Origin of the sequence: Falsiroseomonas selenitidurans (genome assembly GCF_012103215.1) — a bacterium.
GTDB classification, from domain to species: Bacteria; Pseudomonadota; Alphaproteobacteria; order Acetobacterales; family Acetobacteraceae; genus Falsiroseomonas; species Falsiroseomonas selenitidurans.
The window spans coordinates 108,567-130,449 of the sequence record NZ_JAAVNE010000002.1; the positions used below are offsets into that span (position 1 = coordinate 108,567).

Below are 21,883 nucleotides of genomic sequence, written 5' to 3' on the forward strand. Positions count from 1 at the left end.
CCCGCACCCCTCCCGCCAAAGGGCGGCGGCCCTTTGGAAACCCATGAGGCTTGAGCAGGAGAGGAGGGGGCCAGGACGGCCGCTGGCCCCACGGTTCCGCCGGCCCCCTGCGGGACCACCCGCGCGCCCTTCCCGTCGCCACGCCCCGCGCGCGCGGGGCTGCCATGCGCGGGGTGGCATCGCTTTGTTGGCGGAAGGCCCCTCGCATGGGGTAAAGCACCGGCACCATGCCCTTTCCCGTAGACCTTCCCAAGCCCATTGCCCTGGCCCTGGCCGAGCGTGGCTATGACGAGCCCACCCCTGTCCAGGCCGCGGTGCTGGATCCGGCGACGGAGGGGCGGGACCTGCTGGTGTCCGCCCAGACCGGCTCCGGCAAGACCGTGGCCTTCGGCCTGGCCATTGCGGCCCAGGTGCTGGAGGCAGGGCGGAGTGGCCGGCCGCTGGCGCTGGTGATCGCGCCGACGCGCGAACTGGCGATGCAGGTGCGGGACGAACTGGCCTGGCTCTATGGCGGCACCGGCGCGCGGGTGATCGCTTGTGTCGGCGGCACCGATGTGCGGGCGGACCGGCGCGCCCTGTCGCAGGGGGCGGAGATCGTCGTCGGCACGCCGGGGCGGCTGCGGGACCATCTGGAGCGGGCCAATCTCGACCTCTCCCAGCTGCGCGCCGCGGTGCTGGACGAGGCGGACGAGATGCTGGACATGGGCTTCCGGGACGATCTGGAAGCCATCCTGGAGGGTGCGCCGGAAGCCCGCCGCACCTTGATGTTCTCCGCCACCGTGCCGCGGGAGATCGTGGCGCTGGCGGCCTCCTACCAGCGGAATGCGCTGCGCATCGCGGCGACGGTGGAGGGGGAGCGGCACGGCGACATCGCCTATCGCGCCATGCTGGTCGGGCCGCGGGAGGTCGAGGCCGCCGTGGTCAATGCGCTGCGCTGGTATGAATCCGGCGGCGCGCTGGTCTTCTGCAACACGCGGGAACAGGTGAACCGGCTGCATGGCAGCCTCTCGGAGCGCGGCTTCTCCGCCGTCGCCCTGTCCGGGGAGCTGACCCAGGCGGAGCGCAACCGCGCGCTGCAGGCCCTGCGCGACCGCCGCGCCCGGGTCTGCGTGGCGACGGACGTGGCCGCCCGCGGCATTGACCTGCCGGATCTCGGCCTCGTGATCCATGCCGAGCTGCCGCGCGACAAGGAAACCCTGCAGCACCGTTCCGGCCGCACCGGCCGGGCCGGGCGCAAGGGTGTGGCCGTGCTTCTGGTGGCGCATAGCCGCCGCCGGCTGGCCGAGCGCCTGCTGTCGGCCGCGCGGATCCAGGCCGAATGGTCGGCGCCGCCGAGCGCCGAGGATGTTCGCGCCAAGGACCGGGAGCGCCTGGCGCTCCAGGCCCGCGCCGCGACCGATGCGGTGGCGGAGGAGGAGGATCTGGAACTGGTCCGTGCGCTGCTGGCCGAGCGCCCGGCGGAGCAGGTGGCGGCCGCGCTGTTCCGCGCGCTGCGGTCCAGCCTGCCGGCGCCGGAGGAGCTTTCCGTGCTGCCGCCGCCGGCCCCGCGCCCGCCACGCGAAGGCGGCGGGGATGGCGTGTGGTTCCGCCTTTCCATCGGCCGGCACGACCAGGCGGATCCGCGCTGGATCCTGCCCTTCGTCTGCCGCCGCGGCGATCTGACGCGGCGCGAGATCGGGCGGATCGAGGTGATGGACCGCGAGACGCGGGTGGAGATCGCCCCCTGGGCCGCCGCCCGCTTCGCCGCCGCGGCGCAGCAGGCGACGGGCGACGAGGATGACCGCATCCGGATCGAGCCGATGGCCCATGTGCCGCTGCCGAGCCGCGCGCCGCCGCGCCAGCCGCCGCGCGCGCCGCGCCCCTATCCGCCGCGTGGCGAGCGCCCGGTGGCGGCCCATGCCGCCTCGCAGGCCCCGCGCGGCCCGGCCCGGCCCTACCCCGCCAGCAAGCGCCCCCCGCGCGGCGACTGACCGCCCCAGGCAAGTCCCTATCCCCTGCCGGGGATAGGGTTGGCTGAAGTGGGAGGCGCGCCGTCAGTTCACCGGGATGTTCGCTTCGCGCACCACGCGGCGCCAGCGGGCCAGGTCGTTGGCCAGCAGCCGGCCGAGCTCCGCCCGGCTGGTCGCATCCACCGCGAAGCCGACGCGGGCCAGGCGTTCCGTCACTTCCGGCGTCTTCAGCGCGGCGACGATGACCTGGTTCAGCCGCTCCAGCGCCGGCTCCGGCGTGCCGGCGGGGGCGACGATGGCGGTCCAGGAACCGGAGACGTGCTCCGGCACGCCCTGTTCCGTCATGGTCGGCACCTCCGGCAGCTTCGGGAAGCGGCGCGGGCCGCAGATGGCGATGCCGCGCAGGCGGCCGGCTTCCACATGCGGGCCGACCGTCGCGGCGTTCAGCACCGCGATCGGCGCCAGGTTCTGGATCACCGCCTGCGCCGCCGCCGGGCCGCCGGCGAAGGGCACGGCCTGCGCCTCGGTCTTCGTCAGCAGCTTGAACAACTCCATGCCGAGCTGTTCCGAGGAACCAACGCCGGAGGAGGCGTAGGAAGGCCCGTCCGGCATGGTCTTCATCCAGGCCACCACCTCCGCCACCGTGCGCGCCGGGACGGAGGGATGCACCACCAGCATGTTCGGCGCCGTCATCACCAGCGTCACCGGCGTGAAGTCCTTCTCCACATCGTAGCCGGGGTTGCGCATCACCACCGGGTTGATGGTCAGCGTGCCGCTGGCCGCGACCAGCAGCGTGTGGCCATCGGCCGGCTGCTGGGCGACGTAGCGCGAGCCGATGGCGCCGGTGGCGCCCGGGCGATTGTCCACCACCACGGTCTGGCCGAGCGCCGCCGCCATGCCCGCCTGCACCACGCGCGCGGCGAGGTCCGTCGGCCCGCCGGGCGGGAAGGGCACCACCATGGTGATGGGGCGCGTCGGCGCCCAGGCAGCCTGGGCGAGCGTGGGGCGCGGCAGCAGCAGGGGCGCGGCAAGCAGGGAAAGGGCGTGGCGGCGACGCATGATGAACCTCGTTGTTCCTGTTTGACCGGACAAATATGCGCAGATCATGCTGGCCTGGCCACCCCGCACTTGACCCTTCGCGGGGCGCTTCGCAGGATCGGCCATGCCCCGCAGCCCCGACGATGTGCGCCACGCGCTCGAGACCATCCGCGCCGCGCGCGGCTTCGTGCTGCCGCATCACGGCGCCATGGCCGCCGCGCTGCCGGAGCTGCACGTGGCCTATGAGGCGATGTACCGCGCGCTGACGCTGGATCCGCGCCACCTGGCGCCGCTGGAGCGGGAGGTGGTGTGGCTGGCGATCCTCGCGGGGTGCGAGGAACCGGTGGGCACGCACCACCTGCACAAATTCCGCCTGGCCGGCGGCGGCGATGCGCTGGCCGCCGCGGTGTTCCGGCTGGTGGCCTTCGCCGCGGGCGCGCGGCGCTATGCCTGCTTCGCGGATCACTGGCAGGGGCAGTTCCCGGCGCTGCCGGCGGCGCGCGAATATGTCGATGGCTGCGATGCGCTGATCGCGGCATCGCCGCTGCCGCCGGGCCTGGCGCGGCTGGCGCTGATCGGCCTGCACACGGCGTGCGAGGAGATCTGGGGCCTGCGCGTGGTGCTGGAATCGGCCTATGCGCTGGAGGTGCCCGAGCCCTGCATGGCGGAGGCGATGAGCCTGGCGATCTGGCCGCGCGGCGTGAACCGCTTCGTCAAGGCGACGGAGACCTGGCTCGGCCTGCTGCAATCCGGCCGCGTCACGCCATCGCCGGCCTTCCGCGCCTGGGCGGCGGTGGCGGGGCAGGGGGCCTTCGCGCCGCCCGCGGCCTGACGCGCCGGTTTGACGGGGCGCGCGCCGGCTTCCTATCCTGCGACGGCTGAGGAGTGGCGGATGGTCGAGGCGTTGCAGGTTCCCACGCATCTGACCGTGGCGAAGGCGGATTTCTCCCGCGCCCTGGCCTGGATCGACGGCGCGGTGGTGCCGCTGGCGGAGGCGCGGATTCCGGTCCGCGACCTCGGCCTGATGTATGCCGACATGACCTATGACGTGGTGCATGTCTGGCGCGGCGGTTTCTTCCGGCTGGAGGATCACCTGGACCGCTTCTTCGCCTCGCTGGCGGGGCTGCGGCTGGAGGCGGGCATGGACCGCGCGGCGATGCGGGCGCTGCTGGCGCACCTGGTGCGGCGCAGCGGGCTGGCGGATGCGCTGGTGTATTTCGCCTGCACCCGCGGCACCGCCGTGCCCGGCACGCGCGACCCCACCGCTTCCACCAACCGCTTCTTCGCCACCGTCACGCCGCTGGTGCTGCGCGGCCAGCCGGCGGAGATGGCGCGCGGGCAGCACGGGATGCTGGTGCGCGACGTGGCGCGCATTCCCGCCAGCGCCGTGAACCCGGTGTGGAAGAACACGCATTGGGGCGACTTCGTCCGCGCCGCCTTCCTGGCCAAGGATGCCGGCCACGACGTGCCCATCCTGTGCACCACGGAGGGCGCGGTGGCGGAAGCGCCGGGCTTCAACGTGGTGGCGGTGATCGATGGCGGGCTGGTCTCGCCCGGTGAAGGGGTGCTGGAGGGGATCTCCTGCCGCACCATGTTCGAGATCGCGGCGGAAACCGGCATCCCCGCCCGCTACGGGCGCCTGATGCCGGAGGCGCTGGCCACCGCCGAGGAAGCCTTCCTCACCGCCACCTCCTGCGGGCTGTTCCCGCTGACCTGGCTGGACGGGCGGCCGATCGGTGCGGGGGTGCCGGGGCCGGTCACAACGCGCTTGCTCAATGGCTATTACGCCAGGAAGAATGCCGGCTGGCACATCACCCCGGTCGACACGATTCCGCCCCCCGCCCTGGAGACACCGCCATGAAGCGCCTGCTTGCATCCCTGGCCGTGCTCGCATCGCTGGCCTTGCCCGGCGCGGCGCCGGCATCGGCCCGCGACCTGACGGTGGTCGCCGGTGGCGGCACCCTGCAGGAGCATATGCGCCGCACGCTGTTCCAGACCTTCACCGCCAGCACGGGCATCCCGGTGGTGGACACCGCCTATGACTACAATGTCGGCCCAATCCGCGCGATGGTGCAGGCCGGCAACGTCACCTGGGATGTGGTGATGGTGGAGGCACCGGACCTGGTGCGCGGCTGCGAGGACGGCATCTTCGAGCGCATCGACTGGTCCGTGGTCACCCGCGGCAAGTTCATGCCGGGCGGCGCCACCACCTGCGGCGCCGGCGCCATCGGCTGGGGCGTTTCGGTGTTCTACGACGAGGCGCGGCACCCCCAGGGCCCGGCGAATTTCGTGGAATTCTGGGACACGCAGCGTTTCCCCGGCCGCCGCGCGCTGCGCCGCGGCGCGCGCATGACGCTGGAGATCGCGCTGATGGGCGACGGCGTGCCGGCGGCGCAGGTGTATGACGTGCTGGCGACGCCGGAAGGCCAGCGCCGCGCCTTCGCCGCGCTGGACCGGCTGCGCCCGAACCTGACCTTCTGGACCGGCGGCCAGCAGCCGCTGGAAGGCGTGAACAGCGGCGAGATCGCCTATGCGGTGGGCTTCGTCGGCCGCGTCGCCAACGGCATCCGCGCCGGGCAGAAATACAACCTCCGCTGGCCGACGCTGCTCTATGCCTTCGACAGCTGGGCGGTGGTGCGCGGGGCGGAGAATGCGGCGGCCGGCATGCGGCTGATCGAGCATATCACCAGCCCCGAACCGCTGCTGGAATTGACCCGCGCCTGGCCGATCAACCCGGTGACGCAGGCGGTGGCGGAGAACCCGGATGTCCGCGCGCGCAACCCGCTGATGATGACGAACCACCAGTCGGAAGGGCTGGAGATCAACACCGAGTTCTGGCTCGAAAACGGCCCGGACCTGGAACAGCGCTTCGCCGCCTGGCTGAACCGCTGAGGACGGGTGCGGCGCACCAACCTGCTGGCCGCGGCGCTGATCGCGCCGCTGCTGCTGCTGATCCTCGGCAGTTTCCTGGTCCCCGTCGGCCTCACCCTGTTCCGTGCGGTGGCCGATCGTGAGGTGGTGGCGACGCTGCCGGAGACAAGCGCCATCCTGGCCGGCTGGGACGGCGAGGGCCTGCCGCCTGAAGCCGCCTTCGCCGCCCTGGCGCGTGAAGCCGGCGCGGCGTTGCAGGCACGGCGCATCGGCGACCTGGCGCAGCGCCTGAATTTCGAGCGCACCGGCCTGCGCACCGCGCTGCTGCGCGTGGCGCGGGCGGCGGATCGCCTGGCCGCGCCCCATGCGCAATCGCTGCCGGCGCTGGATGCGCGCTGGGGCGAGCGCGAGACCTGGCTGCTGCTGCAGCGTGCCGGCGGCCCCACCACCGCGCTGTACCTGCTGCGGGCGATGGACGCCACGCGCACGCCGCAGGGCGAGGTCCGGGCGCTGCCGGTGGAGGAACGGCTGTACCGGACGCTGTTCCTGCGCACGCTGGGCATCAGCCTGCTGGTCACGGCGCTCTGCGTGCTGCTGGCCTACCCGGTGGCCGCCGCCATCGCCGGGCTGCGGCCGCCCTGGTCCGCCGTGGCGCTGACGCTGGTGCTGATTCCCTTCTGGTCCTCCGTGCTGGTGCGCAGCACCGCCTGGTTCGTGCTGCTGCAGCGGGAAGGGCCAGTGAACGGCGCGTTGCAGGCGCTGGGGATGCTGGAGGCCCCGGTGCAGATGCTCGGCACGCGCTTCGCCGTGGTGCTGGCGCTGGTGCATGTGCTGCTGCCCTTCGCCATCCTGCCCATGCACAGCGTGATGAAGGGGCTGGACGGTACCTTCCTGCGTGCCGCCGCCTCGCTCGGCGCCAACGGGCCGCAGCGTTTCCTGCGCGTCTGGCTGCCGCTGAGCCTGCCCGGCGTGCTGGCGGGCGGCGCCATGGTGTTCCTGCTGTCGGTCGGCATGTACACGGCGCCGGCGCTGGTGGGTGGCGACCGGGACCAGATGGTGGCGTGGTTCATCGCCAATTTCATGAACCGCGACGTGAATTGGGGCATGGCGGCGGCGCTGTCCGCCTATCTGCTGGCGATGACCGGCGCGATGGTGGGGCTGGTGCGGGTGCTGACCGGCGGCGTGGCGCAGGCGGGACTGCGCGGCTGATGCGCGCGGCGCTGCTGCTGTTCACCGCGCTGGTGCTGGGCTTCCTGCTGGCGCCGATGGCGGCCGTGGTGCTGCTGTCCTTCTCCCCCACCGAATTGATGGTGCTGCCGCCGCGCGGCCTGTCGCTGCGCTGGTACGAAGCCTTCCTGACCGAGGGCCGCTGGGTGCTGGCCACGCGCAACAGCTTCGTCGTCGCCTTCGCCACCACGGCGCTGGCCACGCTGCTGGGCACGGCGGCGGCCATCGGCCTGCAGCTCGGCCGCTTCCGCGGCAAGGCGGTGCTGCTGACGCTGCTGACGCTGCCGATGGTCACGCCCTATATCGTCACGGCCGCCGCCATGTTCTTCGCCTATTCGCTGGTCGGACTTTCCGGCTCGCTCGCCGGGCTGGTGCTGGGGCATACGGTGGTCGCGGTGCCCTTCGTGGTGGTCGCGGTGCTGGCCACTCTGCAGGGCTTCGATGCCACGCTGCTGCGCGCCGCCGCCTCGCTTGGCGCCGCGCCGCTGCCGGCGCTGTGGCGCGTGGTGGTGCCGAACATCTGGCCGGGCATCGCCGCCGGCGCCATCTTCGCCTTCGCCACCTCGCTCGATGAATTCGTCATCACGCTGTTCCTGGCCGGCCCCGGCCAGTTCACCCTGCCGCGGCAGATGTATGCCTCGGTGCGCGAATTCCTCAGCCCCACCATCCTGGCGGCGGCGACGCTGCTGTTCCTGTCCTCCCTGGTGTTCCTGCTGGGCAGCGAGCTTCTCCGGCTGCGCGCGGCAAGGCGGGCGGCACGATGACCGCGACGCTGGTGCGCTTCGACGGCGTGTCGAAATCCTATGACGGCCGCACGCGGGTCGTCGCCGAGCTGGATCTCGAGATCCGCCGCGGCGAGTTCCTGACGCTGCTCGGCCCCTCCGGCTCCGGCAAGACCACCACGCTGATGATGCTGGCGGGCTTCGAGGATCCCACCGCCGGCAGCATCACGCTGGAAGGCGCGCGGATCGACACGGTGCCGCCGCACCGGCGCAACATCGGCGTGGTGTTCCAGAACTACGCGCTGTTCCCGCATCTCAGCGTGGCGGAGAATCTGGCCTTCCCGCTGTCCATCCGCCGCGTCCCGCGCGCGGAGATCGGGCGCCGCGTGGCGGCGGCGCTGTCGATGGTGCGCCTGCCCGGGCTCGGCGGGCGCCGGCCGCAGCAATTGTCGGGTGGCCAGCAGCAGCGCGTGGCGCTGGCGCGCGCGTTGATCTTCAACCCGCCGCTGGTGCTGCTGGATGAGCCGCTGGGCGCGCTGGACAAGCAGTTGCGGGAGGAGTTGCAGGCCGAGATCCGCCGCATCCATGCCGAGCTCGGCGTCACCATGGTCTATGTGACGCATGACCAGTCGGAGGCGCTGACCCTGTCGGACCGCATCGCCGTGTTCGACCAGGGCCGCATCCAGCAGCTCGGCACCGCGCAGGCGGTGTATGAGACGCCGGCCAACCCCTTCGTCGCCGGCTTCATCGGCGAGAACAACCGCCTGCCGGCCACGGTGCTGGATGCCACGCGGCTGCGCCTGGCCGAAGGCAGCATGCTCGCCACCCTGCCGCACGGGCTGCAGGCGGGCGCCGCCGCGCTGGTCTCCATCCGGCCGGAACGCGTGCTGCTGGAGGCGGCGGAGGCGGCGCCCAATGCCGCGGCGGCGCGGGTGGAGGAGGTGGTCTACCTCGGCGACCATTGCCGCCTGCGCATGGCCTGGGCAGGCCGCACGGATTTCTTCGCGAAACTGCCGCGCCAGCAGGCGGGGCAGGTGCCGCAGGCCGGCACGACGCTGCGCATTGCCATCCCCGAAGCCGCCATCATCGTCTTTCCGGCCTGAACCGGCGCATTCAGGCTTGACACGATGCGCCGTGGCGCGTGGCATTCGGGGCGAGATCCTGCTGCGTTGCACCCGCCGAAGGGAAAAGCCATGCCCAACCTGACCCGACGCACCGTGCTCGGTGCCGCCGCCGGCCTCGGTGCGGCGCCGCTGCTGAGCAACCCCGCGCGCGCCCAGCAGCGGCCGGACGTGATCCGCATGGGCCTGTCCGCCTGGCCGCCGAACCTGCAGCCCTGGCCTTCCACCGGCGCCTCCGCCGGCACGGTGAAGATGCTGATCCACCGGCGGCTGATGCGCTTCGACGAGAAGGGCGAATTGCAGGGTGAGCTGGCGCGCGAATTCGTGCTCGACGCCGAAGGTGCCTGGGTCTTCAAGCTGCGCCCCGAAGCCGTGTTCCACAACGGCGAGAAGGTGACGTCGGAGGACGTGAAGTGGTGCATCGAGCAGATCGCCGCGGAACGCTCCACCGCCTATTACCGCACGCAGATGCAGCAGATCGCGCGCGTCGAGACGCCGGATGCGCAGACGGTGCGGCTGGTGATGAAGCAGCCCAGCGTCACCGCGCCGCTGTGGTTCGCCAACTACAACATGGCGATCGTCTGGCGCGGCACGCGCAACATGGCCGATGCGGTGGGCTGCGGCCCCTATCGCGTGGCGTCGCAGGAACGCGGGTCCTGGCTGCAGCTGGAGAAGGCGAACAACTACTGGGTGCCGGGCCTGCCGCGCACCAACACCATCCGCATGGTGGTCTATGCGGATGAGAACCTCCGCCTCGCCGCGTTGCAGTCCGGCGACGTGGACATGATCGAATACGTGCCCTGGGCCGGCATGGCGGCAGTGGCCGCCGAGCCGCGGCTGAAGCTCGACACGCAGATGGGCCCGTTCATGGACATCCTGTTCAACGGCACCCGCCCGCCCTTCAACAACCCGCTGGTGCGGCGCGCCGTGGCGCATGCGGTGAAGCGCGAGGACATCGTCCGCGTCGCCTTCTCCGGCCGCGGCAAGGGGATCGAGGGCATGCCGATCGTGGAAGGCACGCCCTGGTACGATGCGGACCTCGCCAAGGGCCACGCCTACAACCCGGAACGCGCCCGCGCGCTGCTGGCGCAGGCGGGCTTCCCGAACGGGCTTTCCACCACCCTGCTGGCGACCTCGCAGTTCGGCATGCACAAGGACAGCGCGGAGATCACCCAGCAGTATCTGGCCGCCATCGGCATCCAGGCAGAGCTGCGGCTGACCGACTGGTCCACCCGCGTCTCCGCCGGCATCCGCGGCCAGTACGACATCGCCATCCATGGCGTCTCCGCCGATTTCAACGACCCGGACGGGCTGACCGTGGTGCTCGACACCTCGCTCTCCGCCGCGCATGGCCGTTCCTTCGGCCTGTCGACGCCGCGCACGGTGGAATTGCTGGCCAAGGGCCGCACCGAATTCGATGCCGCGAAGCGCGTGCAAATCTACAAGGACATGCAGCGCGCGGCGCTGGAGGAAGTGCCGATCGTGGCGCTGGCCTGGCGCGAGCAGGGCTATGGCTACGACCGCCGCATCGCCGGCTTCGCCAACCTGCCGGGGGCCCTCACCACCTCATCCGGCGCGTTGCTGGAGTTTGCGGCCTTCGCCTGATGTGGTGGCTCGCCAAGCGGATCGGGACGTCGCTGCTGCTCATGTGGGTGGTGGCGACGATCGTCTTCCTCGCGCTGCACATGGTGCCGGGCGACCCGGCGGAGATGCTGCTCTCCACCGGCGGCGCCATGCCGGACGCCTATGCCATCGCCGAGCTGCGGGAGAAGCTGGGGCTGAACCGGCCGATCCTGGAACAGTATGGCGCCTTCCTGGCCGGCCTGACCCGCGGCGACCTCGGCGCCTCGCTGGTCGATGACTATCCGGTGGCGGAGGAGATTGCGCTGCGCCTGCCGCGCACACTGGAACTCATCCTGGCCGGCACGCTGATCGCGGTGACCATCGCGCTGCCCGCCGGCACCTTCGCCGCGGTGCGCCAGGGCGGCGCCTTCGACCGTGCGGCGTCCGCCACCGCCGCCGTGCTGCAGGCGGTGCCGGTGTTCGTGCTGGGCACGCTGCTGATCCTGGTGCTGGCGCAATGGCTGCGCTGGATGCCGGCCGGCGGCTACACGCCCTTCCTGGAGAATCCCGGCCGGCACCTGCTGCTGCTGTCCCTGCCCGCGGTGGCCATCGCCAAGGGGCTGGCAGCAACGATCTTCCGCATGACGCGGGCTTCCGTGCTGGATGCGCTGTCCCGCGATCATGTCCGCACCGCGCGCGCCAAGGGGCTGACCCCGCAGCGGGTCCTGCGCCGGCATGTCGTGCGCAACGCGCTGATCCCAGTGACGACGGTGCTGGGGCTGCAGATGGGTACGCTGCTGGGGGGCACGGTGCTGGTGGAATACGTCTTCAACTGGCCGGGCCTGTCCACGCCGCTGCTGCGCGCGGTGGAGGCGCGGGATTACCCGATGGTGGTCGGCATCGTGCTGACCGTCTCCGGCCTGTTCCTGCTGATCAACCTGGCGATGGACCTGATCTACGCGGCGCTTGACCCGCGGATCACCCGCGGATGAGGAAGCTCTGGCTCCCAGGCGCCGCCGTCGCGCTCATCGTCCTGGTGGCGGTGCTGGCCCCGGTGCTGCCGCTGATGGACCCGATCCGCCAGGATGTGGCGAACCGGCTGGCCGCCTATGTGCCGGGCAGCCCGATGGGGCGCGACGAATTCGGGCGCGACGTGATGTCGCGGCTGATCTGGGGCGCGCGCTCCTCGCTCGCCGTCGCCTTCGCCTCCGCCGCCATCGCCGCCACCCTCGGCACGGCGCTCGGCCTGCTCGGCGGCTGGTTCCGCGGCGTGGCGGAGTTCCTGGCGATCCGCGGCGCCGATGTGGTGCTGTGCTTCCCGCCGGTGCTGCTGGCGCTGCTGGTGGTGACGCTGCTGGGCCCGGGCACGGGCACGCTGATCCTGGTGCTGTCCGTGCTGTACCTGCCGGGCTTCATCCGGGTGAGCTTCGCCGAGGTGCTGTCCGCGCGCGGGCAGGATTACGTGGAGGCGGTGCGGGCGCTGGGTGCGCGCACGCCGCGCATCCTGCTGCGCACGGTGCTGCCGAACATCGCCGGGCCGGTGCTGGTGCAGGTTTCCCTGGCCGTCGCCTCGGCCGTGGTGCTGGAAAGCGGGCTGTCCTTCCTCGGCCTCGGCGTGGTGCCGCCGACGCCGTCCTGGGGCCTGATGATCCGCGGCGCGCGCGCCACCATGGAACAGGCGCCGATGCTGCTGGTCTGGCCCTGCGTGGCGCTGACCATCACCATCCTGGCGATGAACCTGCTCTGCGACGCGGTGCGGGACCTGGCGGACAAGCGCGGCGGCGGCGGGGCGCCGAAGCTGCGGCTGGTGGACCGGCTGCTGCCCGGCCTGTTCCCGGCGCCGGAAGGCCCGCGGCCGCTGCTGGACGTGCAGGGGCTGACGGTGGAAATCGCGGTGCCCGGCGGCATCATCCGCCCGGTGGAGGATCTCGGCTTCCGGCTCGATCCCGGGCGGACGCTGGCCATCGTCGGCGAAAGCGGCTCCGGCAAATCCATGGCAGCGACCGCCATCATGGGCCTGCTGCCGCCGGCGGCGCGGGTGGCCGCGGGCGTTGCGCGCTTCGAAGGCGAGGACCTGCTGCGGATGCCGGAACCGGCCCGCCGCCGGTTGCGCGGCGGCGCCATGGCCATGGTTTTCCAGGACCCGATGAGCAGCCTGAACCCGGTGCACCGCATCGGCGACCAGGTGGCGGAGGCCATCCGCGCGCATCGCGACGTGCCGGCCGCCAAGGCATCGGCGGAGGCGGTTGCGCTGCTGCGGCGCGTCGGCATCGCCGACCCCGAACGTCGTGCCCGCGCCTATCCGCACGAGCTTTCGGGCGGCATGCGCCAGCGCGTGATGATCGCCATGGCCATCGCCAACAAGCCGCGCCTGCTGATCGCGGACGAACCCACCACGGCGCTGGACGTGACGGTGCAGGCGGCGATCCTGGAATTGCTGGCGGAGTTGCGGCGAGAGGAGGGGATGGGCGTCGTGCTCATCACCCATTCGCTCGGCGTGGTCGCGGAAGTGGCCGAGGATGTGGTGGTGATGTACGCCGCCCAGGTGGTGGAACGCGGGCCGGTGGAGCGCGTCTTCGCCCGGCCGCTGCACCCCTATACCCGCGCCCTGCTGGCCGCCGTGCCGGATGGGGATGTGGAGCCGGAGGGCATTCCCGGCGTGGTGCCGCGCCCGGACAGCTGGCCGCCCGGCTGCCGCTTCGCCCCGCGCTGCGCCTTCGCCACCGCCGCCTGCGCCACCCCGCCGGCGCTGGAGGAATTGCAGGACCAAGCCGTGCGCTGTGTGCGGTGGCGGGAGTTGTCGGCATGAGCGTGTCCGATGGCCGCGACGCCGCAGGCCGCGAAGGGCTGAACCGGCCGCACGATACGGCGCCGCTGGTGGTGGCCGAGGCGGTGGAGATGAGCTTCGCGCCGCGCGGCATCCTGGCCCGCGGCCGCCCGGTGCGCGCGGTGGCCGGCGTGGATGCCAGCGTCGCGCGGGGCGAGGCGCTGGGTGTGGTGGGCGAAAGCGGCAGCGGCAAATCCACGCTGGGCCGGCTGATGCTGGGGCTGCTGGCCGCCACCGGCGGCACGGTGCGCTTCGATGGCACGCCGCTGCCGCGCCCGGGCAGCGCCGCCTGGCGCGGCCTGCGCGCGCGCATGGGCATCGTCTTCCAGGACCCCTTCGGCAGCCTGGATGCGCGGCGGTCCGTCGGCGCGCAGGTGGAGGATGGGCTGGCCATCCACACCACGCTTTCCGCCGCCGAGCGCCGGGCACGGCTTGAGGCGATGTTCCTGCGGGTGGGGCTGGACCCGGAACGCCTTGGCGCCTACCCGCATGAATTCTCCGGCGGCCAGCGCCAGCGCCTGGGCATCGCGCGTGCCCTGGCCACGAACCCTGATTTCCTGGTGGCGGATGAGCCGGTCTCGGCGCTGGATGTCTCGATCCAGGCGCAGGTGGTGCGGCTGCTGGCGGATCTGCGGCGCGATCTGGGCCTTGCCATGCTGTTCATCAGCCACGATTTGCCGGTGGTGCGGCACCTCTGCGACCGCGTCATCGTCATGTATCTCGGCCGGGTGATGGAGGAAGGGCCGGTGGCGGACGTCTTCGCCCGGCCGTCGCATCCCTACACGCGCGCCTTGCTCTCCGCGACGCCGATGCTGGACCCGGCGCGGCGCCTGACGCGGGAGATTTTGCCGGGGGAGCCGCCCAGCCCCACCGCCCCGCCTTCCGGCTGCGTCTTCCGCACGCGCTGCCGCCATGCGCAGCCGGCATGCGCGGAGGAAGTGCCCCCCCTTCGCGAATTCGGTGGCGTGGCGCACCGTGTGGCCTGCCTCCGCGCCGACGAGATCAACTGAGGAACCCGCCAGCATGACTGAGATAGCGCCGACGAAAGTCCGCATGGGCGAGATCACGGGCGACGAGGCCCGCACGCTCTATCCGCAGAACCCGGTGATCCTGCTGCCGATGGGCAGCCACGAGGACCAGGGGCCGCATGCGCCGATGGGCGACTATTTCCTGGCCGAGAAGATGGCGGAGCTGATCGCGCTGCGCGCCACAGCGGAAGGCACGCGCACCGTGGTGGCGCCGGTGCTGCCCTTCGGCAAGGGCGATTTCTTCGGCCCCATGCCCGGCGGCATCGCGCTGTCCGCCGCCACCTTCCGCGCCGTGCTGGACGAGATGTTCGCCGAACTGCTGCGCCACAAGCTGACCAGGCTGGTGGTGATCAACGGCCATGGCGGCAACGTCAACGTCATCAACGAGGCGACCCGCGCGGTGATGCACAAGACCGGGCTGGTGATCCCGGCGCTGTATCTGTGGCGCATCGCCTATGCCGAGATGCCGAAGCTGTTGGGCGCGGAGAAGGCGAAGGCGGTCTCCAGCCACGGTGCCGATCCGCTGACTAGCCTGGGCATGCACCTGTTCCCGGAACGCATCCGCACGGACCTGATCCCGGAGCCGCGCAGCGGCAACCCGATGGCGCTCGGCCTGCCCTTCCAGGGCTGGGGCTCGCTGAGCTTCAACGGGGCCGAGGTCACGGTGCCGATCGAATACGATGCCGTCAGCCCGAACGGCCTTGGCACCGGCGATCCGCGGCTGTGCAGCGCCGAATCGGGGAAGCTGATCGCGGATCGGCTGACGGAGATCGGCGCCGGCTTCTGCCACCACTACGCGAAGCAGTGATGCACTGACCGGGATGGGGGCGCCGATGGCGGCGCCCCCCTTCGCGCCGGTCAGCGCCGCGTCACGGCCAGGTCCAGCACGCGGTCCTCGGGGTCCAGGTCGCGCTCCAGCGCATCCAGCCTGGCCTGGAACGCCTGCACCATCGCCGCCTTCTCCGGCGCCGGCAGCCAGGACCCTTCCAGCCCGGCCAGGCTCAGCTTCCGCGCCTCCGCCACGCCCCAGCCGAGATCGGCGAAGACGGTGCGCCAGCTATGGCCCATGGTGGTACCGAAGATGGTGGGGTCGTCGGTGCCCAGGCTGATGTTCAGCCCGGCGTCGAACATCGCCTTGATGCGCTGGCGGCGCGGCGCGCGGTTCCATGCCATGCCGGACCAGCAGGCCATGGTGAAGGGCACCTGTTCCTGTGCCGCGCGGGCCACCACGGCGGGGTCAGCCAGCATGTTGTAGCCATGGTCCAGCCGGTCGCAGCCCAGCATGTCCCGGCACAGGGTGAAGTGCATCGGCGGCGCCTCAAAGAGCGCCTGGTTGTCCTCGCAGACATGGGCGGTGCGGCGGTAGCCGGCGCGCCCCGCCTGCCGCCAGGCCTCGACCCAGAGATGCGCGGGGCCGGCGCGCTCGGCGCCATCGAGGCCGATGCCGATCACCTCCGCCCGCTGCCACTTCGCCATCCACTCCAGCATCTGCAGGGATTCGGAGGGCAGGCAGATGCTGCGGTCGATGCAGGCGATCAGCGCGGAGGACACGCCATAGGCCGCCTGCCCGCGCGCGAGACCTTCCAGCAGCCCGTCCACGATCTCCGGATAGGTCACGCCGTTGGGCGTGAAGTAATGCGGGTTGAAGAAGATCTCGGTGTGGCGGACGTTGCCATGGCGGTGCAGGTCCTCGATGCATTCGAAGGCGATGCGGGAAAATTCCGCCGGCCTCCGCACCGCCAGCGCGCCCAGCCGCAGGATGTCGAGAAACTCGTAGAAGGTCTCGAAGCGGTACATCTCGGCGGCGGGCTTCGGCAGGCGCACGCCGTTCCGCGCGGCGAGCTCGTCCAGCGTCCCGGCCCGGATCGCGCCGGCGATGTGCAGGTGCAGCTCCACCTTCGGCACGGCGTCGAGATAGTCCGAGAAGGACAGCATCAGCGGCGCTCCAGGTTCCACAGGAACATCGCCGGGCCGCGCAGCACGCCCGTCAGCTCGGACCGCCAGGCGCTGGCGGCGGTGAACTGGCCGAGCGGCATGTAGAAGCCATCCTCGGCCGCCAGGCGATGGATCTCGTCCGAGATGCGCTTGCGCGCGGCAGCATCCTGCGCGCGGGCGAATTCCACGCGCAGCCGCTCCACCTCCGCATTCGCCGGCCAGCCAGCGAAGCCGCCGACGCGGCCGGCGCCGTTGACGAAGGGGTTCAGCAGCGGGGACTGCATGTCCGGCACCGTGTTCGTGGTGTGCGCCAGGTTCCACCCATCTTGCCGCGCACGGCGGCCGAAATAGGTGTTCAGGTCCATGCTCTGCAGATCGACATTGAAGCCGAGCTGCGTCAGCAGCGCCTGGGAGATCAGGCCAAGTGCGGCGATGCCCGGCGCATCGGCGGGGTGGATGATGGCGACGGGGCGCGAGAGGTCCGCGCCGCTCTCCCGCAGCAGCCGCCGCGCCGCTTCGAGGTCGGTCGCCGCCGGCATGCCCGCCGTGCTTTCCAGCGGCGTGCCGCAGCCGAACATGGAGCGGCATTCGCGGGCGTAGTCCGGGCGCCCGGCCACGGCGGCGAGGTAGTCCGCCTGGTTCACCGCCAGCATCACCGCGCGCCGCACCAGCGGGTTGTCGAAGGGCGGGTGCAGGTGGTTGAAGCGCAGAATGCCCTGGTAGCCATAGGGGGAGACGGTGGCGACCGTCACCGCCCGGTTGCGCTCCAGGATCGGCAGCACATCGGCAGGCAGGCGTTCGACATAGTCGATCTCGCCGGTGGTCAGCGCGCTGACCTGGGTGGAGACGTCGGGCATGGCGATCAGCTCGATCCGCGCCATCCGCGCCACCTTGCCGCCGCTGGCCCAGACCGCCGGTTCCGGCCGCGGGCGATAGGCCGCGTTGCGGGCGACGACGATGCGGTCGCCGGGGCGGTATTCCTCGGCCACGAAGCGGTAGGGGCCGCTGCCGATCACCTGCGGAATCTGCTGCGTCGGCGACGTGGCGGCCAGCCGCGCCGGCATCATCATCGGCACCATCGCGCCGGGCTTTCCCAATGCCTGCAGCACCAGGCCGAAGGGCTCGCGCAGCACCAGCCGGAAGGTCCTCGCGTCCACCACATCCAGGCTCGCGGTGGCGCGCATCATCGCCCCGCCCAGCGCATCCCGCGCGCCCCAGCGGCGCAGCGAGGCCACGCAATCCTCAGCCGTCACCGCGGAGCCGTCATGCCAGGCCAGGCCGTCGCGGAGCACAAGAGTCCAGGTCAGGCCGTCCGCGCTGCGCTCCCACCGCTCCAGCATCTGCGGCGTCGGCTCCCACCGGTCATTCACCGCGACCAGCGTGTCGAACACCAGATAGGCGAAGTCGCGGGTGGTGAAGCTGGTGGTGAAGTGCGGGTCCAGCACGCGTGTCAGCGTCTCCGGCGCCACGCGCAGCGTGCCGGCGCGATCCGGCGCCTGGGCCAGGGCCGGGCTGGCGGCCAGCAGGGCAGCGGCAAGAAGGGAAAGGACGGGACGCGGCATCGCACGAGACTCCTGACATCGGGGACATTGTGCTGGCGTGTTGGCAGGACCGTGCCGGCTGCCCCCGGCAGCGTCAACCGCGGCGCGCGCCCGGCTTGCCTGCGGCGGGGGAAACGACAACCATCGCAGCACAGGAGGATCCGCATATGCAGGCGCCGACACGGGCCATCATCATCCACGCCGCGCAGGATCTGCGGGTGGAGGACCAGGAAGCCGCCGCCCCCGGCCCGGGCCAGGTGGCGCTGCGCATCCGCCAGGGCGGCATCTGCGGGTCGGACCTGCACTACTACCAGCATGGCGGCTTCGGCGTGGTGCGGGTGCGCCAGCCCATGGTGCTGGGCCATGAGATCGCCGGCGAGGTCGCGGCGCTCGGCGCCGGCGTCGCCGGGCTGGCGGTGGGCGACCGGGTGGCGGTGAACCCCTCGCTGCCCTGCGGCACCTGCCGCTACTGCCTGGCGGGGCAGGCACAGCACTGCCTCGACATGCGCTTCTACGGCAGCGCGATGCGGATGCCGCATGTGCATGGCGGCTTCCGCCAGCACCTGGTGTGCGAGGCGAGCCAGGCGGTGCAACTGCCCGCCGATATGGACCTGCGCCGCGCCGCCTTCGCGGAGCCGCTGTCCGTCTGCCTGCACGCCGCGCGCCAGGCCGGGCCAATGATGGGCGCGCGCGTGCTCATCACCGGGGCGGGGCCCATCGGCATGCTGTGCCTGCTGGTGGCGCGCCATGCCGGTGCGCGGCAGGTGGTGATGACGGACCTCGCGCCGAAGCCGCTGGCATTGGCCCGGGCGCTGGGCGCCGATGCGGCGCATGATCTGCGCGCCGCGCCGGAGGCGCTGGCCCCCTATGGCGCGGAGAAGGGGACCTTCGACGTGGTGTTCGAATGCGCCGGCAGCGCCGTGGCCCTCGCCGGCGCCATCGGCGCGGCGCGGCCGGGTGCCACCATCGTGCAGGTGGGCCTCGGCGGCGATGCGACGGTGCCGCTGAACGCCATCGTGGCGAAGGAGATCACCCTGCGTGGCACCTTCCGCTTCCACGAGGAATTCGCGCTCGCCGTGGACATCCTGGCGCGCGGCGCCATCGACCCGATGCCGCTGCTGACCGAGGTGGTGCCGATGGAGCAGGCCGTCGCGGCCTTCGACCTGGCGGCGGATCGCAGCCGCGCGATGAAGGTGCAACTCGCCTTCTGAAGCCGGGCGGAACAAGCCGGGCCGCCCCCCTTCCGCGCCGCGCCGGCCGGGATCAGACTGCGCCCATGCAGGGGGATGGGCAGGGCATGGCATCGGTGGGGCGCAACGGGTTTGCCTTGAACTGCGAAAAGGCGCCGGCGACTGGCGCCCGCGGCGTGGTCACCAGCAACCATCCCATGGCCTCGGCCGCCGGTGCGCAGGTGCTGCTGGAAGGCGGCAACGCCGTGGACGCGGCCATCGCCACCCTGTTCGCGCTGACGGTGGTGGAGCCGATGATGGTCGGCCTGCTGGGCGGCGGCGTCGGCCATGTCCGCATGGCCGATGGCCGGCACGCGGTGATGGACGGGCTTTCCACCGCGCCCGCCGCCGCCACGCCCGACATGTACCGCCCCCGCGCCAACATCCCGCCGGAGGAGCGGGAGGTGGAGGGCCGGCTGAACGCCATCGGCGCGCTGTCCGTCGCCGTGCCCGCTTCGCTCCGCGCCTGGGCGGAGACCCTGTCGCGCTTCGGCAGCTGGAGCCTGGCGGATGTGATGGCGCCGGCGATCCGCCTGGCGGGCGAGGGCTTTCGCGCCACGCCCTACCTCTCGGACTGCATCGGCGACGCGGCGGCGGATCTGGCACGGGATGCGGACCTGGCGGCGCGCTTCCTGCCGGGCGGGGCGAAGCTGGCGCCCGGTGCCCGCTTCGTCCAGGGCGCCTATGCGGAGACGCTGCGCGCCATCGCGAAGGAAGGGCCGGACCTGCTGCACCAGGGCGCGCTGGGCGGCCTAGTGGCCGATGCGCTGGCGACGGCGGGCGGCATCGTGACGCGCGCCGACCTCGCCGGCAGCCGTCCCATCGAGCGTGCGCCGATCCACGGCACCTATCGCGGCTTCGATGTCTTCGCCCCGCCGCCGCCGGCCTCCGCCGGGGTGCACATGGCGCAGATGCTGCACGTGATGGAGGGCTTCGACGTAGCGTCCATGGGCTTCGGCACGGCCGATTCCTGGCACCTGGTGGCGGAGGTGCTGAAGATGGCCTTCGCCGACCGCTCCGCCGCGACCGCGGACCCGGACTTCGTACAGGTGCCGGTGGCATTGCTGACCTCCCGCCGCTATGCCGCGCTGCGCCGGGCGGAGATCGACCTGGCGCGGGCGAAGGCCTGGGCGGCGCATCCCTCGCTGCAAACCCCCCTGGGGGAATCCAACTGCACCACGCATGTGACGGTGGCCGATGCGGCGGGGAACATCGTCGCCACCACGCAGACCATCAACGCGCTGTTCGGTGCCCGCATCGCCATCCCCGGCACCGGGCTGATCGCCAACAACTACATGCACAATTTCGACCCGCGGCCGGGCCATGCGCTGTCCGTGCAGCCCGGCAAGCGCGTCTACACCAGCATGGCGCCGACCATCGTGCTGCAGGATGGCCGGCCCGCCTTCGCGCTGGGCCTGCCGGGGGGCCTCAAGATCTTCCCCTCCGCCTTCCAGGCGGTGCTGAACCTGATCGACCACGGCATGACGCTGCAACAGGCGGTCGAAGCGCCGCGCATCTGGACGCAGGGCCTGGCGCTGGAGCTGGAGCCGGGGGTGCCGGAGGATGTGGCCGCGGCGCTGGCCGCGCGCGGCCAGGCGGTGCGGCGCGTGGCCACCATCGGCGGCGGGATGAACGGCATTGCCTTCAACGAAGACGGCACGATGACCGGCGCGGCCTGCTGGCGCGCCGATGGATCGGTGGTGGCTCTCGGCGGCGGGCTGGCGCGGGCCGGCGTGCGCTTCGTGCTCGAAACCCCGAAACCTGCTTGAACCTCCCCTTGCCTGAACCGACCCGGGACCCGGACATGACCCAGAAGATTGCCCTGCTGCAGCCCATCGCCGGCGAAATGGCCGACATCATCCAATCCTGCCTTCCGGAGGGCTTTTCCGCCACGGCGGTGACCGGCCGCAGCGTCGAAGACCTGAAGGCCGCGGTGGCGGATGCCGATTATGCGCTGTGGTGGGACATCGGCGTGCCGGCGGAGGTGCTGGCGGCCGGGCCGAAGCTGAAGCTGCTGCACAAATGGGGCGTGGGCATCGACAACATCGATCTCGACTACTGCCGCGCCCACGGCATCCAGGTGGCGCGCACCACCGGCAGCAATGCGGCGCCGGTCGCCGAATTCACCATCGGCCTGATGCTGGCCATCGCGCGCTGCATCGTGCCGGCGCACAACAGCACCGCGGCCGGCGGCTGGGCGAAGAACGAGATCTGGAAGCGATCCGTGATGCTGACCGGCAAGACGGTGGGCATCATTGGGCTGGGCGCCATCGGCAAGGGCGTGGCGAAGCGGTTGCAGGGCTTCGACTGCCGGGTGCTGTACTATTCCCGCACCCGGCTGCCGGAGGCCGAGGCGAAGGCGCTGGGCGTGGAATACTGCGCGCTGGACGACCTGCTGGGGGAGGTGGACTTCCTCTCGCTCAACTGCCCGCTGACGCCGGAGACCAAGGGCATGATCGACGCCAGGGCGCTGGCGCGGATGAAGCCGACGGCGAGCCTGGTGAACGTGGCGCGCGGCGGCGTGGTGGTGGAGGCGGATCTGGTGGAGGCGCTGAAGACCGGCCGGCTGCGCGCCGCGGCGGTGGATGTGTTCGACCAGGAACCGCCCCCGGCCGACCATCCGCTGCTGCACATGGACAACGTCATCGTCTCGCCGCACTGCGCCAGCACGGCCTATGAGAATTCGCGCCGCAGCGTGATGCACTGGCTGGGCAACATGGTGCGGGTTTCGAAGGGCGAGCCGATTCCGGAGCAGGACCGGGTGGTCTGACGCGCCGCCCCCGTCAGCGGGGGCGAAAACCCTCCCCCGCCTTCTGGCGGGGGAGGGGGCGC

The 21,883-nt window shown here is 71.9% G+C and carries 18 protein-coding genes; 15 read left to right on the forward strand and 3 right to left on the reverse strand.

Annotation, left to right across the window (positions count from 1 at the left end; translation table 11 throughout):
- The first annotated feature begins 227 nt into the window (after positions 1 to 227).
- Positions 228 to 1,970, forward strand: a complete 1,743-nt coding sequence (locus HEQ75_RS02050; protein ID WP_168027254.1) for a DEAD/DEAH box helicase — start codon at positions 228 to 230, stop codon at positions 1,968 to 1,970.
- 63 nt (positions 1,971 to 2,033) lie between these two features.
- Here HEQ75_RS02050 and HEQ75_RS02055 read toward each other — a convergent pair whose 3' ends face one another.
- Positions 2,034 to 3,008 (reverse strand): Bug family tripartite tricarboxylate transporter substrate binding protein, encoded by a 975-nt coding sequence (locus HEQ75_RS02055; protein ID WP_168027255.1) that lies wholly within the window; start codon positions 3,006 to 3,008, stop codon positions 2,034 to 2,036.
- 103 nt (positions 3,009 to 3,111) lie between these two features.
- On the opposite strand from HEQ75_RS02055, the gene HEQ75_RS02060 reads away from it, so the two are divergent.
- The 11 genes from HEQ75_RS02060 (at position 3,112) to HEQ75_RS02110 (ending at position 15,154) form a co-directional block, all read left to right on the forward strand.
- The gene (locus tag HEQ75_RS02060; RefSeq protein WP_168027256.1) at positions 3,112 to 3,819 is read left to right on the forward strand and encodes a hypothetical protein; all 708 of its coding nucleotides are present in this window, start codon (positions 3,112 to 3,114) and stop codon (positions 3,817 to 3,819) included.
- A 60-nt stretch (positions 3,820 to 3,879) separates the two neighbouring features.
- Positions 3,880 to 4,848: an aminotransferase class IV gene (locus HEQ75_RS02065; RefSeq protein ID WP_168027257.1), complete on the forward strand. Its 969-nt coding sequence runs from the start codon at positions 3,880 to 3,882 to the stop codon at positions 4,846 to 4,848.
- Positions 4,845 to 5,879 (forward strand): extracellular solute-binding protein, encoded by a 1,035-nt coding sequence (locus HEQ75_RS02070; protein ID WP_168027258.1) that lies wholly within the window; start codon positions 4,845 to 4,847, stop codon positions 5,877 to 5,879. The genes HEQ75_RS02065 and HEQ75_RS02070 overlap by 4 nt, the downstream gene beginning before the upstream one ends.
- 6 nt (positions 5,880 to 5,885) lie before the next feature.
- Positions 5,886 to 7,067, forward strand: a complete 1,182-nt coding sequence (locus HEQ75_RS28985) for an ABC transporter permease (protein ID WP_168027259.1) — start codon at positions 5,886 to 5,888, stop codon at positions 7,065 to 7,067.
- Complete coding sequence (locus HEQ75_RS02080; RefSeq protein WP_168027260.1) at positions 7,067 to 7,849, forward strand: ABC transporter permease; 783 nt, start codon at positions 7,067 to 7,069, stop codon at positions 7,847 to 7,849. The genes HEQ75_RS28985 and HEQ75_RS02080 overlap by 1 nt, the downstream gene beginning before the upstream one ends.
- A complete protein-coding gene (locus HEQ75_RS02085; RefSeq protein ID WP_168027261.1) occupies positions 7,846 to 8,910 on the forward strand; it encodes an ABC transporter ATP-binding protein in 1,065 nt (354 codons plus the stop codon). Before HEQ75_RS02080 ends, HEQ75_RS02085 begins: the two co-directional genes overlap by 4 nt.
- A gap of 90 nt (positions 8,911 to 9,000) precedes the next feature.
- A complete protein-coding gene (locus HEQ75_RS02090) occupies positions 9,001 to 10,533 on the forward strand; it encodes an ABC transporter substrate-binding protein (RefSeq protein ID WP_235961189.1) in 1,533 nt (510 codons plus the stop codon).
- A complete protein-coding gene (locus HEQ75_RS02095; protein ID WP_168027262.1) occupies positions 10,533 to 11,483 on the forward strand; it encodes an ABC transporter permease in 951 nt (316 codons plus the stop codon). Before HEQ75_RS02090 ends, HEQ75_RS02095 begins: the two co-directional genes overlap by 1 nt.
- A complete protein-coding gene (locus HEQ75_RS02100; RefSeq protein ID WP_168027263.1) occupies positions 11,480 to 13,300 on the forward strand; it encodes a dipeptide/oligopeptide/nickel ABC transporter permease/ATP-binding protein in 1,821 nt (606 codons plus the stop codon). Before HEQ75_RS02095 ends, HEQ75_RS02100 begins: the two co-directional genes overlap by 4 nt.
- Positions 13,297 to 14,328 carry an ABC transporter ATP-binding protein gene (locus tag HEQ75_RS02105; protein WP_168027264.1) on the forward strand — a complete coding sequence of 344 codons (1,032 nt, stop codon included), beginning with the start codon at positions 13,297 to 13,299 and terminating at the stop codon, positions 14,326 to 14,328. Before HEQ75_RS02100 ends, HEQ75_RS02105 begins: the two co-directional genes overlap by 4 nt.
- A gap of 13 nt (positions 14,329 to 14,341) precedes the next feature.
- A complete protein-coding gene (locus HEQ75_RS02110) occupies positions 14,342 to 15,154 on the forward strand; it encodes a creatininase family protein (protein ID WP_235961190.1) in 813 nt (270 codons plus the stop codon).
- Positions 15,155 to 15,204: 50 nt separating this feature from the next.
- Here the strand turns inward: HEQ75_RS02110 and add are convergent, their stop codons facing one another.
- Positions 15,205 to 16,281, reverse strand: coding sequence for an adenosine deaminase (add, locus tag HEQ75_RS02115; protein WP_168027265.1), 1,077 nt, complete (start codon positions 16,279 to 16,281; stop codon positions 15,205 to 15,207).
- A complete protein-coding gene (locus HEQ75_RS02120; RefSeq protein WP_168027266.1) occupies positions 16,281 to 17,843 on the reverse strand; it encodes an ABC transporter substrate-binding protein in 1,563 nt (520 codons plus the stop codon). The genes add and HEQ75_RS02120 overlap by 1 nt, the downstream gene beginning before the upstream one ends.
- Positions 17,844 to 17,989: 146 nt before the next feature.
- Between HEQ75_RS02120 and HEQ75_RS02125 the strand changes: the two genes are divergently transcribed.
- The 3 genes from HEQ75_RS02125 (at position 17,990) to HEQ75_RS02135 (ending at position 21,821) form a co-directional block, all read left to right on the forward strand.
- Positions 17,990 to 19,033: an L-idonate 5-dehydrogenase gene (locus HEQ75_RS02125; RefSeq protein WP_168027267.1), complete on the forward strand. Its 1,044-nt coding sequence runs from the start codon at positions 17,990 to 17,992 to the stop codon at positions 19,031 to 19,033.
- 86 nt (positions 19,034 to 19,119) lie between these two features.
- A complete protein-coding gene (gene ggt, locus HEQ75_RS02130; RefSeq protein ID WP_168027268.1) occupies positions 19,120 to 20,820 on the forward strand; it encodes a gamma-glutamyltransferase in 1,701 nt (566 codons plus the stop codon).
- 35 nt (positions 20,821 to 20,855) lie between these two features.
- Positions 20,856 to 21,821 (forward strand): NAD(P)-dependent oxidoreductase, encoded by a 966-nt coding sequence (locus HEQ75_RS02135; RefSeq protein ID WP_168027269.1) that lies wholly within the window; start codon positions 20,856 to 20,858, stop codon positions 21,819 to 21,821.
- Positions 21,822 to 21,883 lie beyond the last annotated feature (62 nt).

Bases quoted from the DNA above. Each gene is read 5' to 3' on its own strand.
- HEQ75_RS02070 (WP_168027258.1), top strand. From the start codon at position 4,845: ATGAAGCGCCTGCTTGCATCCCTGGCCGTGCTCGCATCGCTGGCCTTG.
- HEQ75_RS02100 (WP_168027263.1), top strand. From the start codon at position 11,480: ATGAGGAAGCTCTGGCTCCCAGGCGCCGCCGTCGCGCTCATCGTCCTG.
- ggt (WP_168027268.1), top strand. From the start codon at position 19,120: ATGGCATCGGTGGGGCGCAACGGGTTTGCCTTGAACTGCGAAAAGGCG.
- HEQ75_RS02120 (WP_168027266.1), bottom strand. From the start codon at position 17,843: ATGCCGCGTCCCGTCCTTTCCCTTCTTGCCGCTGCCCTGCTGGCCGCC.
- HEQ75_RS02125 (WP_168027267.1), top strand. From the start codon at position 17,990: ATGCAGGCGCCGACACGGGCCATCATCATCCACGCCGCGCAGGATCTG.
- HEQ75_RS02090 (WP_235961189.1), top strand. From the start codon at position 9,001: ATGCCCAACCTGACCCGACGCACCGTGCTCGGTGCCGCCGCCGGCCTC.
- HEQ75_RS02095 (WP_168027262.1), top strand. From the start codon at position 10,533: ATGTGGTGGCTCGCCAAGCGGATCGGGACGTCGCTGCTGCTCATGTGG.
- HEQ75_RS02085 (WP_168027261.1), top strand. From the start codon at position 7,846: ATGACCGCGACGCTGGTGCGCTTCGACGGCGTGTCGAAATCCTATGAC.
- HEQ75_RS02065 (WP_168027257.1), top strand. From the start codon at position 3,880: ATGGTCGAGGCGTTGCAGGTTCCCACGCATCTGACCGTGGCGAAGGCG.
- HEQ75_RS02110 (WP_235961190.1), top strand. From the start codon at position 14,342: ATGACTGAGATAGCGCCGACGAAAGTCCGCATGGGCGAGATCACGGGC.
- HEQ75_RS02060 (WP_168027256.1), top strand. From the start codon at position 3,112: ATGCCCCGCAGCCCCGACGATGTGCGCCACGCGCTCGAGACCATCCGC.
- add (WP_168027265.1), bottom strand. From the start codon at position 16,281: ATGCTGTCCTTCTCGGACTATCTCGACGCCGTGCCGAAGGTGGAGCTG.
- HEQ75_RS02135 (WP_168027269.1), top strand. From the start codon at position 20,856: ATGACCCAGAAGATTGCCCTGCTGCAGCCCATCGCCGGCGAAATGGCC.
- HEQ75_RS02080 (WP_168027260.1), top strand. From the start codon at position 7,067: ATGCGCGCGGCGCTGCTGCTGTTCACCGCGCTGGTGCTGGGCTTCCTG.
- HEQ75_RS02050 (WP_168027254.1), top strand. From the start codon at position 228: ATGCCCTTTCCCGTAGACCTTCCCAAGCCCATTGCCCTGGCCCTGGCC.
- HEQ75_RS02055 (WP_168027255.1), bottom strand. From the start codon at position 3,008: ATGCGTCGCCGCCACGCCCTTTCCCTGCTTGCCGCGCCCCTGCTGCTG.
- HEQ75_RS02105 (WP_168027264.1), top strand. From the start codon at position 13,297: ATGAGCGTGTCCGATGGCCGCGACGCCGCAGGCCGCGAAGGGCTGAAC.